The 12,723-nt window shown below is 73.0% G+C and carries 13 protein-coding genes; 3 read left to right on the top strand and 10 right to left on the bottom strand.

Going from position 1 to position 12,723, the window contains the following annotated elements:
• Positions 1 to 2 precede the first annotated feature (2 nt).
• The 5 genes from I003_RS0125250 to I003_RS0125230 form a co-directional block, all read right to left on the bottom strand.
• Positions 3 to 974: a hypothetical protein gene (locus I003_RS0125250; RefSeq protein ID WP_027774062.1), complete on the bottom strand. Its 972-nt coding sequence runs from the start codon at positions 972 to 974 to the stop codon at positions 3 to 5.
• Positions 975 to 1,054: 80 nt separating this feature from the next.
• On the bottom strand, positions 1,055 to 2,071 hold the full coding sequence (locus I003_RS0125245; protein ID WP_027774061.1) for an alcohol dehydrogenase catalytic domain-containing protein: 1,017 nt from the start codon (positions 2,069 to 2,071) through the stop codon (positions 1,055 to 1,057).
• Positions 2,064 to 3,215 (bottom strand): mandelate racemase/muconate lactonizing enzyme family protein, encoded by a 1,152-nt coding sequence (locus I003_RS0125240; protein WP_027774060.1) that lies wholly within the window; start codon positions 3,213 to 3,215, stop codon positions 2,064 to 2,066. Before I003_RS0125240 ends, I003_RS0125245 begins: the two co-directional genes overlap by 8 nt.
• Before the next feature lie 91 nt (positions 3,216 to 3,306).
• The gene (locus I003_RS0125235) at positions 3,307 to 4,425 is read right to left on the bottom strand and encodes an aldose epimerase family protein (RefSeq protein WP_027774059.1); all 1,119 of its coding nucleotides are present in this window, start codon (positions 4,423 to 4,425) and stop codon (positions 3,307 to 3,309) included.
• A 79-nt stretch (positions 4,426 to 4,504) separates the two neighbouring features.
• Positions 4,505 to 5,410, bottom strand: a complete 906-nt coding sequence (locus I003_RS0125230) for a GDSL-type esterase/lipase family protein (RefSeq protein WP_027774058.1) — start codon at positions 5,408 to 5,410, stop codon at positions 4,505 to 4,507.
• Positions 5,411 to 5,636: 226 nt separating this feature from the next.
• Between I003_RS0125230 and I003_RS0125225 the strand changes: the two genes are divergently transcribed.
• Positions 5,637 to 6,131: a DUF3145 domain-containing protein gene (locus I003_RS0125225; RefSeq protein WP_027774057.1), complete on the top strand. Its 495-nt coding sequence runs from the start codon at positions 5,637 to 5,639 to the stop codon at positions 6,129 to 6,131.
• A 214-nt stretch (positions 6,132 to 6,345) separates the two neighbouring features.
• Here the strand turns inward: I003_RS0125225 and fabF are convergent, their stop codons facing one another.
• The 5 genes from fabF to I003_RS0125200 form a co-directional block, all read right to left on the bottom strand.
• Entirely contained in the window at positions 6,346 to 7,611 is a 1,266-nt protein-coding gene (gene fabF, locus I003_RS0125220) for a beta-ketoacyl-ACP synthase II (RefSeq protein ID WP_027774056.1), read from the bottom strand.
• Between the two features lie 109 nt (positions 7,612 to 7,720).
• Positions 7,721 to 7,969, bottom strand: a complete 249-nt coding sequence (locus I003_RS0125215; protein ID WP_027774055.1) for an acyl carrier protein — start codon at positions 7,967 to 7,969, stop codon at positions 7,721 to 7,723.
• An 80-nt stretch (positions 7,970 to 8,049) separates the two neighbouring features.
• Positions 8,050 to 9,084 (bottom strand): ketoacyl-ACP synthase III, encoded by a 1,035-nt coding sequence (locus I003_RS0125210; protein WP_027774054.1) that lies wholly within the window; start codon positions 9,082 to 9,084, stop codon positions 8,050 to 8,052.
• Positions 9,081 to 10,049, bottom strand: coding sequence for an ACP S-malonyltransferase (locus I003_RS0125205; protein ID WP_027774053.1), 969 nt, complete (start codon positions 10,047 to 10,049; stop codon positions 9,081 to 9,083). The genes I003_RS0125210 and I003_RS0125205 overlap by 4 nt, the downstream gene beginning before the upstream one ends.
• 89 nt (positions 10,050 to 10,138) lie before the next feature.
• On the bottom strand, positions 10,139 to 11,353 hold the full coding sequence (locus I003_RS0125200) for a helix-turn-helix domain-containing protein (RefSeq protein WP_158689018.1): 1,215 nt from the start codon (positions 11,351 to 11,353) through the stop codon (positions 10,139 to 10,141).
• Between the two features lie 91 nt (positions 11,354 to 11,444).
• Between I003_RS0125200 and I003_RS0125195 the strand changes: the two genes are divergently transcribed.
• Positions 11,445 to 12,116 carry a pirin family protein gene (locus I003_RS0125195; RefSeq protein WP_027774051.1) on the top strand — a complete coding sequence of 224 codons (672 nt, stop codon included), beginning with the start codon at positions 11,445 to 11,447 and terminating at the stop codon, positions 12,114 to 12,116.
• Between the two features lie 182 nt (positions 12,117 to 12,298).
• A partial coding sequence (locus tag I003_RS0125190; protein ID WP_486584376.1) for a discoidin domain-containing protein occupies positions 12,299 to 12,723 on the top strand: 425 nt, incomplete at its 3' end.

Genomic DNA, 12,723 nt, shown 5'->3' with positions numbered 1-12,723 from the left:
GGTCAGATCCCTTCGGGTGCGGATACGGAGACGGGGGCGGGGAACCGGAGCAGGTCGCCGGGAAGCCGGGACCCGGGCGGCGACATCGCCCCGCCCGCGCCGAGCCGGTCGAGCAGGTCCAGGACCAGGCGTCCGCGGCGCACCCGTTCGCGCGCGGTGGCGATCACCGTCTCGCGCATGTGGGCGCCGTACGGGTAGATCCCGGGGGCTTTGGAGAGGCCGAACTTCAGGTACAGCGGCGAACCGCGGCGGATCAGCTCGGCGGCATCGTACATCCGCACGATGCCGCCGAGGTCGTCGGGCGCCTCCACGTACAGGTCCATCGGCGCCGCGCTGGTCCGGCGGATCTCGGTGAGCTGCTGGAGCGACAGGTCCGAGGGGATGTTGAGCGAGTCGGCGCCGAGCCGTTCCCACACCGCGTACGCGGCGGGGTTCACCGGACCGACGAGCGCGGAGACCTTGAACGTGGTGTCCGCGGGCAACTCGCCGGACTCGCGCAGCCCGTGCAGCAGCCACAGCACGCCCTCGTCCGCGACGAGCAAACACCTCACGCCCAGTCGGGCCGCGCGCAGGGCGTCCTCCACGCAGCCGGCGAGCTGGTCGTGCCCGCGGGCCCGCAGGCCGGCGCCGCCGGAGGGGCTGCGGGTGGCCCCGCCGGTGTCCCAGGTGCCGCGCGGGCCGGTGAACAGGCACAGCTCGATGTCGTGTGCCGCGCAGGCCGCGACCATGTCGGCGATCTCGGTGTCGGTGAGCATCCACACACCGCTGCCCTGGCTGATCCGGTGGACCGGGACGCCGAGGCGGGTGCTCTCCTTCAGCACGGCGGCCAGCGCCTCCGGGCCTTCCACGGACGGGATTTCGGTGCGCCACCGGCCGCCGTCGGGGAAGGCGTGGGGCGAGGTGTCGGCCGGGTCGGACGGCGGGGCGCCGAAGCCGAGGCGGCCGAGGGCCGGTTCACCGGGTGCGTGAGGCAACGGGACTCCTTCGTTCGGTAGGTCGAACCAGGTTCGGTTCGATCCGGTGGAGCAGCGGCCCGGGACGGCCGCCCTCGTGACTACGGCCGCAGCAGCACCTTGCCGACCGCGGGATCCCCGCCGCCGACCAGGCCGACGGCCTTCTCGTACGCGTCCAGGGGAAGTTCGTGCGTGATCAGCGCCGCCGGGTCCAGCAGCCCGGCCCCGAGCGCGCGCACCGCGAACGACCACGCCGCCGACGAGGCGCCGAAGACGCCGTACACGGCGATCTGGCGCATCGACAGGTCCACCGGGTCGACGCCCGCCGCACCGCCCGGCGGGATGCCGGCGACGACGGCCCGTCCGCCGCGGCGTACCAGCTCCACCGCGGCCACGGCCGAGCGCGCCGCACCCGCCGTCTCCACCACCATGTCGTACGCCCCCGCCAGGTCCGCGGCGGCGTCGGGAGCCACCGCCCGTGCGCCGAACGCCCGCGCCACCTCGGCCCGTTCCGCCCGCGGCTCCACCACCAGCAGCTCCGCCGGCGCGTACCCGGCGAGCAACTGCACCGCCAGCAGCCCCAGCGTCCCGCCCCCGACGACGGCCACCCGCTCGCCCGGCAGCGGCCCTGCGCGCAGCACCGCCGCCGCGGTCACGGCCGCCGGCTCCAGCAGCGCGGCGGCGCGCAGGTCGGCGTCGTCGTCCAGGACGTGCAGCAGCCGCGCCGGCACGGTGACGGTCTCCGCGAACGCCCCGGCGCGGGTGAACCCCGTCTCGTCGTACGGCCCGGCGCACAGATTCGTCTCGCCGGCCCGGCAGCGCGCGCACACCTGGCAGCAGCGGAACCCCTCGGCGACCACCCGCCGCCCGGCCAGCGCCCCGTCGACGCCGGGCCCGACGGCCTCGACGGTTCCCGACCACTCGTGACCGGGCGTCAGCGGGTAGGTGACGTACCCTTCGGGCCGGGTGCCGTCGTACAGCTCACGGTCGCTGCCGCACACTCCGGCCGCGTACACCCGCACCCGGACCTCGCCCGGGCCGGGCGGCGGTGACGGCACGCTCTCGATGTGCGCCCGCCCCGGTTCGCGCAGCACGACCGCGCGGTGTGACTCAGCCATCGGGGTTCCTCTTCTCCCAGCCCTCCGCCCACAGGTCGAAGTGCGCCCGCTGCTGGGGGAACTCCGCCGCCGCGTCGGTGTCCAGCTCCACGCCCAGGCCCGGCGCCTCGGAGCGGGTGAAGTAGCCGTCGACCACCTCGGGGGCGCCCTTGACGACTTTCTTGATCTCCGCGTCGGCGAAGTCGTTGAAGTGCTCCAGGACCTTGAAGTTCGGGGTGCAGAACCCGACCTGCAGGGAGGCCGCGGTCAGCACCGGCCCCCCGACGTTGTGCGGCGCGAGCAGCACGTAGTGGGTCTCGGCGGTGGCGGCGAGCTTGCGCGTCTCCAGGATGCCGCCGATGTGCCCCACGTCCGGCTGCACGATGTCCGCGGCCTGGCTCTCGAACAGCTCGCGGAACTCGATCCGGTCGTGGATCCGCTCCCCGGTCGCCACCGGCAGGTCCACCCGCCCGGCCACCTTCGCCAGCGCCTTGAGGTTCTCCGGCGGCACCGGCTCCTCCAGCCACGCGGGCCGGAACGGCGCCAGCTCCCGGGCCAGCCGCACCGCCGTCGCCGGGGAGAAGCGTCCGTGCATCTCCAGCATCAGCTCGGTGTCGTCGCCGACCGCGTCGCGTACGGCCTCGATGAGGGAGACCGCGTAGCGGGACTCGGCGTGGTCCAGTTCGAAGCGGCCCGCGCCGAACGGGTCGATCTTCAGCGCCCGGTAGCCGCGCTCGACCACCCGGCGGGCGGCCTCGTGGTACGCCTCGGGCGTGCGCTCGGTGGTGTACCAGCCGTTGGCGTACGCCTTGACCCGGTCGGTGACCGCGCCGCCCAGAAGCTGCCACACCGGCACGCCGAGCGCCTTGCCCTTGATGTCCCAGCAGGCCGTCTCCACGCACGCGATCCCCGACATGACGATCTCGCCCGCCCGGCCGAAGTCGCCGTACTTCATCCGGCGGACCAGATCCTCGATCGCGAACGGGTCGGAGCCCGCGATGTGGTTCGCCTCGGCCTCGCGGAGATACCCGACCAGGGCGTCGGTGCGTCCCAGCATGCGGGTCTCGCCGACCCCGGTCAGGCCCTCGTCGGTGTGCACCTGGACGTAGGTCAGATTCCGCCAGGGAGTGCCGACGACGTGCGTGCTGATTCCGGTGATGCGCACGGCTGATGACTCCTTCACCGCGTTCGGTATTTCGTCACGCGTTCGAAATGCTGGCGTGACAGTAAGGAGGCGCGCGGGCGGCTGTCAACGGTCAGTGCACGGTGAACTCGTAGATAGTGGCCGAACGGTAATTTTCGCCGGGCCGCAGCTCGGTCGAGGGGAAGTGCGGGTGGTGGGGGGAGTCGGCGAAGTGCTGGGTCTCCAGCGCGAGGCCGTCGCCCGGACGGTACGTGCGCCCGGACGGCCCTGTGAACGTCGGGAAGACGAAGTTCGCGGTGTAGAGCTGCAGGCCGGGCTCGGTCGTCAGCACCCGCAGCCCCCGGCCCGAGGCCGGCGAACGGACCTCGGCCACGGGCTCGGGACGGGCGGTCACGCCCTTGTCGAGCACGAAGTTCTGGTCGTATCCGCGGCCTATCAGCAACTGGGGGTGCCCGGAGCGCAGGTGCGCGCCCACGGGACGCGCGGTGCGGAAGTCGAACGGCGTGCCCGCCACGTCCGCGATCTCGCCGGTCGGCGTCGACGTGGGGGAGTTGACCGTGAACCGGCTTGCGTCGATGCGCAGCCGGTGGTCCTCGATGCTGCCGCTGCCCTCGCCGTCGAGGTTGACGTAGGTGTGGTTCGTCAGGCTCACCACGGTCGGGGCGTCGGTCGTCGCCTCGTAGTCGAAGCGCAGCGCCCCCTCGGCGGTCACCGTGTACGTCGCGCGCACCTCAAGCGTGCCGGGGAAGCCCTCCTCACCGTCCGGGCTCGTGCGGGAGAGCAGCAGCGCGGCGGCCCCCGGCGCGGCCGGGGCCTCGGTGACGGCCCACACCCGCTTGTCGAAGCCGCGGGAACCGCCGTGCAGGCAGTTGGGGCCGTCGTTGGCGGGCAGCGCGTAGGTGCGGTCGCCGAGGACGAACGAGGCGCCCGCGATGCGGTTGGCGTACCGCCCGATGAGGGCGCCGAAGTACGGGTCGGAGTGCTCGACGTACCCCTCCACGGTCGCCGGGCCCAGCGCCACGTTCGCGTACCGCCCGGCCCTGTCCGGCACCTCCACGGACTGCACGATCCCGCCGTACGACAGCACCCGCACCCGGGTGCCGCCCGCGACCAGCGTCCACCGCTCGACGGGTGTGCCGTCGGGGAGCTTCCCGAAGGGCTCGGCGGTGACGGAGGACGCCGGCGCGGCGTCGGGCAGGGGCAGGGGCGGGGGCAGGGAAGTCTCGGCCATGACAAAACCCTATGCGTCCCGCAGGGCCTCCCACGCTCCCGCGCCGACCCCGACGCCCGCCCGCCCCGCCGCCGGGCGCCTACCGCACCACGCGGGCCTCGCGGAGCTTCTCGTACGCGATCTCCGCCAGGACGTGCTGCCCGTCCTCGTCCGGGTGGAAGGAGTCCCAGCGGCTGAGGTGCTCACCCGTGAAGGCGTACTCGAAGGCCGCCCCGTCGTCGTAGACGCACAACGGGTGCTCTCCGCACTCGCCCTGGAGCACCGCGTTGAACTCCCGCACCCTGTCGTGCACCGCCTCGCGCCGGTCGCTCGCCGTCGCACCGAGGTCGGTGGGGTCCTCCAGCATCGACCGGCAGATGCCCAGCGACCAGATCTGCCGGGTCACCACGTTGTCCCGGCCCACCTCCCACAGCCGCATCAGGCTCGGCACGCTGGAGACGTACACCTGCGTCCGCGGCAAGTCGGACGCCAGCCGGTCCAGCGAGTCCGCCACCGCCGTGCGGAAGTCCGCCACCGGCGTCATGCCCGCCGCGCTGTCCGTGCAGGCGTCGTTGGCGCCGATGAGGATGGTCACGAGATCCGGGCGGCGGGCGATGGCCTCGCCCGTCTGGACCGGCAGATCCGCCACGTGCGCGCCCGAACGGGCGAAATTCCAGGTGTGCCCCGACGGCTTGTCCAGCAGCCGCTGCGCGAGGCTGTCCACCTCCCGTGAGTCGCCCGTCGACCAGGACTTCTCCGGGCAGTCGGACAGCGGCTTGCAGGCGTGGAAGCCGCGCGTGATGGAGTCGCCGAGCGCGGCCACCGACCTCGGCGGCCGGGGCGCCGCGCGGGGCCGCTCCGACGGTGCCCCCGCGTCCCGTGCACCGCCTGACGGCGCGGCAGATCCCCTGTCCCTCCCCTGCGTCGCGCCCTCGCCGGTGCAGCCGGCGAGGACCAGTGACATCGCGACCGCCCCCGTGAAGACGAGTGCCGCCCCTTTGCGCATCCCTGCGCTCCCTCCCGCCCCCGAGGTCCTCCTCCGAACGTAGGTCAGCATGCCCAGGACCGACGGTACGGCACCCGGGGGGTGCGGTGGCACGGTAGCTTGGCTGATGCCCAACGGGCCGTATCGCGGCGGGATCGCCCCCGGTGACGGAGTGTCCTGTTTACCCGGAAAGGCGACCCGTGGTGTTTACTCTAGGCAACTTCGAGCCCGCGGATGGAGGCCCCCGGTGACGACACGTGGAGTTCTGTTCGTCCACTCTGCCCCGCGGGCACTCTGCCCGCACATCGAGTGGGCGGTCGCCGGTGTCCTCGGCGGCCGGATCAGCCTCGACTGGATCCCCCAGCCGGCCTCTCCCGGTACGTGGCGCGCGGAGTTCTCCTGGCAGGGCGAGCCCGACACCGCCTCCCGGCTCGCCTCCGCGCTGCGCGGCTGGCACCTGCTGCGCTTCGAGGTCACCGCCGAGCCGTACGCCACCGCGGAGGGCGAGCGCTACAGCTCCACCCCCGATCTCGGCATCTTCCACGCGGTCACCGGCGTGCACGGCGACATCCTCATCCCCGAGGACCGGCTGCGCGCGGCGCTGGCGCGCGCGCAGCGCGGCGGGACGCCGTTGGAGGCGGAGATCTCCAAGCTGCTGGGCAAGCCGTGGGACGACGAGCTGGAGCCCTTCCGGCACGCGGGCGAGGGCGCTCCGGTCCGCTGGCTGCACCAGGTCGTCTGACGCTGCCCTCGCCGGGCGGGCGCTGCCGGACGGCGCGCAGCGCCTGGGCGGATCCGCGGTACCGCTCGGCGGCCTGTTGCGCCGCGGCCCGGCCACACGGCCGACTCGGCGCGTACGGGCGGAGCCGGCCGGACGGTGCCGGGCGCGGGCCCGCCGGGAGCATCCGCTCACCGGCGGGCCCGCGCCCGGCGTGTCTTCCTGATCCCCGGCGGAGTCAGAGGGTGCGGAAGGCCAGGACCACGTTGTGGCCGCCGAAGCCGAACGAGTTGTTCAGCGCCACGATCCTGCCGCTCTGCGGCAGCGGCGTCGCCTCCACGGCGATCAGCTCGGGGGCAACCTCGTCGTCCAGGTCGTCGATGTTGATCGTCGGCGGTGCCGTGCGGTGCTTGACGGTCAGCACCGACGCCACCGACTCTATGCCGCCGGCGCCGCCCAGCAGATGGCCGGTCATCGACTTCGTCCCGGAGATGAGGACCTGCTCCAGGTCGTCGCCGAAGACCTTCTCCATGGCCTTGATCTCCGCCACGTCGCCCTGCGGGGTCGACGTCGCGTGCGCGTTCACGTGGACGACCTCGGCGGGTGTCACGTCGTTGTGCGCGAACAGGTTCTCCAGCGCCGCCGCGATGCCGCGCCCGCTCGGCTCCGGCTGCGCGATGTGGTGCGCGTCCGCCGACAGCCCCTGGCCCACCGCCTCGCAGTAGACCTGCGCCCCGCGCCGCCGCGCGTGCTCCGCGGACTCCAGCACCAGCACGCCCGCGCCCTCGCCGAGCACGAAGCCGTCGCGGGCCTTGTCGTACGGGCGGGAGGCGCCCTGCGGGTCGTCGTTGTTCTTCGACATCGCCATCATGTTGGCGAACGCCGCGATGGGCAGCGGGTGGATCGCCGCCTCCGTGCCGCCGGCCACGACGACGTCGGCGCGGCCGGTGCGGATCATCTCCACCGCGTACCCGATCGCCTCGCCGCCGGAGGCGCACGCGCTGACCGGCGTGTGCACGCCGGCCCGGGCGTTGATCTGCAGGCCGACGTTGGCCGCCGGGCTGTTGGGCATGAGCATCGGCACCGTGTGCGGCGAGACGCGCCGGGCGCCCTTGTCCCGGAGGTTGTCGTACTGCTCCAGCAGCGTCGTCACGCCGCCGATGCCGGAGGCGACGACCGCGCCCAGCCGGTCGGGGTCGACGGCGGCGTCCTCGCCGGCCCTGCCGGTGAACCCGGCGTCGGCCCACGCCTCCCGGGTGGCGACGAGTGCGAACTGCGCCGCCCGGTCCAGCTTGCGGGCCTGCGGCCGGGGGATGATCTCGGTGGGTTCCACCGCGACCTCGCCGGCGAAGTGCACGGGCAGGTCGGCGGCCCACTCGTGGTCCAGTTCCGCGATGCCGGAACGGCCGGCCACCAGGCCGTCCCAGGTGGATGCGCTGTCGCCACCCAGCGGTGTGGTGGCGCCGATTCCGGTGACGACCACGGTGCGATCGGTCGCGTTCACGTCGATGCTCACTCCGAAGGTTGAGGTGTTGCTACGGCGCCACCCCGGGCCGCCGCCCGCGCCCGGGAGGCGCGGGGGAGGAGGTGGCGACAGCGGGCGGGACGCTCGGTCAGCTCTGGTGCTTGACGATGTAGTCCGTGGCGTCGCCGACGGTCCGCAGGGCCTTGACGTCGTCGTCCGGGATCTTGACGTCGAAGCGCTCCTCGGCGGCGACGACGACCTCGACCATGGACAGCGAGTCGACGTCCAGGTCGTCGGTGAACGACTTGTCGAGCTGGACGTCCTCGACCGGGATGCCGGCGATCTCGTTCACGATCTCCGCGAGACCGTCGACGATCTCTTCCTGAGTGGCGGCCATCTTGGGGACTCCTTCTTTCCGTTCCTTGAGAGTTCTCACGGGGGTGAGCTGCGAGGCGGTCGGGCCGGCCCGACCGCGGGTCAGGGGAGGGTCACGACCGTCGCGGCGTAGACCAGCCCGGCCCCGAATCCGATGACGAGGGCGGTGTCCCCGCTCTTCGCCTGCCCGGTCGCCAGCATCCGCTCCATGGCCAGCGGGATGGAGGCGGCCGAGGTGTTGCCGGTGGTCTCGATGTCGCGGGCGACCGCGACATGCTCCGGCAGCTTGAGGGTCTTCACCATCGAGTCGATGATCCGCATGTTGGCCTGGTGCGGGATGAAGACGTCCAGGTCGTCCGGGGTGATTCCGGCCGCGTCCAGGGCCTCCTGGGCGACCTTGGCCATCTCGTAGACCGCCCAGCGGAAGACCGTCTGGCCCTCCTGGGTGAGCGCCGGGAACTTCACGTCGCCGTTCTCGTCCAGGGGCAGTTGCCCCAGGTCGCCGATGCGGAAGCGGTCCCACGGCACGGTCTGCTTGATGGTCTCGTGCTTGTCGCCCTCCGAGCCCCACACCGAGGGGCCGATGCCCGGCTCGCCGGCGGGCCCGACGACGACCGCGCCGGCGCCGTCACCGAAGAGGAAGGCGGTGGTCCGGTCGGACTTGTCGGTGAGGTCCGAGAGCCGCTCGACGCCGACGACGAGCACGTGCCCCGCGCTGCCGTCGGTGATCAGGCCCTTGGCCAGCGTCAGCCCGTACACGAAGCCGGCGCAGGCGGCGGAGATGTCGAACGCGGCCGGCTTGCCGGTGCCCAGCCGGTGCGCGATCTCGGTGGCGATGGACGGGGTCTGCATGAAGTGCGAGACGGTCGAGATGATCACGGCGTCGATCTGCTCCGCCGTCACACCCGCCGCCGCGAGCGCCTTGCCGGCGGCCTCGACGGACATCTGCGCGACGGTCTCCTCCGGCCCCGCCCAGTGCCGGGCGGCGATGCCGGAGCGGCTGCGGATCCACTCGTCGGAGGAGTCGATGTACTGCAGGATCTCCTCGTTGGTCACGACGCGGGTCGGGCGGTAGCCGCCGACGCCCATGATGCGGGCGTAGGGGGACCCCTTGGTGGGCCGGATCCTGGCGGTCATGCGCTCTCCTCCGCGGCCGTGGCGCCGGCCGTCTCTGCGGCCGTCTCGGCGACGGCGGCGCGGGCTTTCCCGATGTCCTCGGGAGTCTTCAGCGGCACCGTCCGCACGCCCTTCAGGGCGCGCTTGGCGAGGCCGGTGAGCGTGCCGCCCGGGGCGGTCTCCACCAGCACGGTCGCGCCGTGCGCCGCGAAGGTCTCCATGCAGGCGTCCCAGCGCACGGGGCTGGCGACCTGGGCGACCAGCCGCCCGATGATCCCGGTGCCCGACGTCACGACGGCGCCGTCGCCGTTGGACACGTACGGGATCTGCGGGTCCGCGGGGGTGAGCCGCCCGGTCCTCGCCTCCAGCGCGGCCACGGCGGGCTTCATGTGCTCGGTGTGGAAGGCGCCGGCGACCTTCAGCGGGATGACGCGGCGCGCCCCCTCGGGCTTGTCGGCGGCCAGCTCCGCGAGCTGCGCGGCGGTGCCGGCGGCGACGATCTGGCCGGCGCCGTTGACGTTGGCGGGGGTGAGGCCGAGGCGGTCCAGATGCGCGAGGACCGTGTCCTGCTCGCCGCCGAGCACGGCGGACATGCCGGTCTCGGTGACGGCGGCGGCCTCCGCCATGGCCAGGCCCCTGGCCCGGACCAGCGCGATGGCCTCCTCGTCGGTGATCACCCCGGCGAGCGCGGCGGCGGTCAGCTCGCCGACGCTGTGTCCCGCGACCATGCCGGTCTCCCGGCGCAGCGGTGCGGGCCCGTCGAAGAGTGCGTAGGCGCTGACGAGGCCGGCGGCGACCAGCAGCGGCTGCGCCACCGCGGTGTCGCGGATCTCGTCCTCGTCCGCTTCGGTGCCGGCACGGACCAGATCGAGCCCGGCGACGTCCGACCAGGCCGACAGCCGCTCGGTGACGCCGGGCAGGTCGAGCCAGGGGGTGAGGAAGCCGGGCGTCTGGGCGCCCTGGCCGGGAGCTACGAGTACGAGCACCCTTCAACCTTCTCTTGTCGGCGGTGTCCGCCGCCCGTGGGGACGGGGACGAAGAACACCGGAGGGATTTGTTGGGACCAAACAAATGGCTAGGGCTGGGGTTCCGTCTCAGTCAGTCGGCCGAGGATCAGTGCGATACGCAGAGTAAACGCCGAACGGACATCGGACGGTGACCAGCCCGTGACATCGGTCACACGTCGCAGCCGGTAGCGAACGGTGTTGGGGTGAACGAACAACATCCGCGCGGCGCCCTCCAGACTCGACGCCTGCTCCAGATAGACGCTCAGCGTCTCCAGGAGAGCCGAGCCGGCCTCCGCGAGAGGACTGTAGATCTCCTCCACCAGTTGGTCACGTGCGGACGGATCCCCGGCGATCGCCCGCTCCGGCAGCAGATCGTCCGCCAGCACGGGCCGCGGCGCGTCCTCCCAGGCCGAGCACGCCTTCAGCCCGGCCGCCGCGGCCTGCGCCGAACGCGTCGCGGCCAGCAGGTCGCCGACCACGGGGCCGGCCACCACGGGACCCTGGGCGAACGGGCCGATCAGCGCCTTCGCCGCCTTCAGCGGCTCCTCGCTGCCGCCCGCGATGACCACGAGCCGGCTGCCCAGCACCCCGGTCAGCACCTGGAGCTTCGCGTGCCGGGCGGCCCGGCGGATCGCCTCCACCGTCAGCTCGCTGTCACCGTCCGGCGCGGTGCCGAGCACCACGCACACGTGCTCCGGCGAACTCCAGCCGAGCGCCGCCGCTCGCGAGACGGCACCCTCGTCGGCCTCGCCGGAGAGCACCGCGTTGACCACCAGGGACTCCAGCCGGGCGTCCCAGGCGCCGCGGGCCTCGGCGGCCTGGGCGTAGACCTGCGCGGTGGCGAAGGCGATCTCACGGGCGTAGACGAGCAGCGCCTCGCGCAGCGCGGACTCGTCGCCGGGCGCGGCGACGTCCTCGATCGCGGACTCCATCACCTCGATCGTCGTCCGCACCATCTCGACCGTCTGCCGCAGCGTGATCGCCCGGGTCAGCTCGCGCGGCGCGGTGCCGAACACGTCGGTGGAGATGGCCTGGGGCGTCTCGGGGTGCCGGAACCACTCCGTGAACGCCGCGATGCCGGCCTGTGCCACCAGCCCGATCCACGAGCGGTGCTCCGGGGGCATGGCCCGGTACCAGGGCAACTGCTCATCCATCCGGGCGATGGCGGCGGCGGCGAGTTCACCGGACGACTTCTCCAGCCGGCGCAGGGTCGCGGTGTGCGGATGCGGCAACCGGGCGGCGTCACGATCGGGCGGCTCGGGTGTCTCGGTCGGTTCAGGCACGGGTCCAGCCTGCCCTATCCGGGGCGCCCGGGACGAAAGCGGCGTCTTTCCACAGGGGCGGCGGCGGCTTCCGGCGGCGTACGGTGGCGGGGTGATGCAGCTACGGCGGGGGCGGGGGCGCTACCGCGGCGGGGACGAGAGGGCGGGAATCGAGACGCTGCACGCGTTCTCCTTCGGCGGCTTCTACGACCCGGACAACCTCCGGTTCGGCTCGCTGGTCGCGTGCAACGAGGAGCGGCTGCGGCCGGGCGCGGGCTTCGCCGAACACCCGCACCGCGACATGGAGATCGTCACGTGGGTCGTCGACGGGGAGCTGACCCACGAGGACTCCGCCGGCCGCACCGAGATCGTCCGCCCCGGGGACGTCGCGCGGCTGTCGGCGGGCACGGGCATCCGGCATGTGGAGCGCAACGGGGGCCCGGCGCCGCTGACGTTCCTCCAGATGTGGCTGATGCCGGCGGCCCCGGGCGGCGAGCCGTCGTACGAGGTGGTCCGCGGCATCGCCGACGGCACCCCGCTCGCGGTCGAACCGGCGGCCGCCGTGCTGCACGTACGCCGCCTGCGCGCGGGGGAGCGCACGGCGCTGCCGGACGCTCCGTGGGTCTATGTCCATGTCGTCCGCGGGGCGGTCCGCATCGGCGGCGGGTCCCCGGCGGCGGAGCCGGGTGACGCGGCGCGCATCGCGGGTTGCGAGGGCCTGGACCTGACGGCGGTGGGGGCGGCGGAGGCGCTGGTGTGGGAGATGCAGGCGGCCGGGGGCTGAGCCACCGCGGGACCGTGGTGGGGACCGGTCCCCGCAGGGATCTGCAAGCGTGGTTCCGCATCGCCCTGCACAACCTCGCGGTGTTCCACCACCACCCGTCAGCACCAGGTCATCCACCGAGGCTGAGCTGGTGCTTTCCACCACAGTGAGGTCCTGTGAGACGAATGTACCGTGCGCTTCTCGTGGGCTTATTAGCCCTGGGAGTCTCCAGCGCGTACCAGCCCGTCGCGTCGGCCGAGCCCGGTTCCGAACTGCCCATCGCGGGGGTCGTGGCCAGTGAGGACGACGGCAACGTGGCGGAGAACACGCTCGATGACGATCTGGGTACCCGTTGGTCCGCCGAGGGGGACGGGGTGTGGATCCGTTACGACCTCGGCTCGGAGCAGACCGTCGGTTCGGCGTCGATCGCCTGGCACCAGGGAGATACCAGGAGGAACACGTTCGATATCGAGGTGTCCGACGACGGGTCGTCGTGGTCGGCGGTGCTGTCGCGGAAGAGCAGCAGTGGCACCACGCTCCAGCCGCAGAACTACGACTTCGCCGACACCTCCGCGCGCTACGTGCGCATCGTCGGTTACGGCAACACCTCCAACGACTGGACCAGCAT

The sequence above is a fragment of the Streptomyces sp. CNQ329 genome, assembly GCF_000482585.1.
The sequence above is the reverse complement of the archived record's forward strand: the minus strand, read 5'-3'. Positions and strand labels throughout refer to the sequence as shown.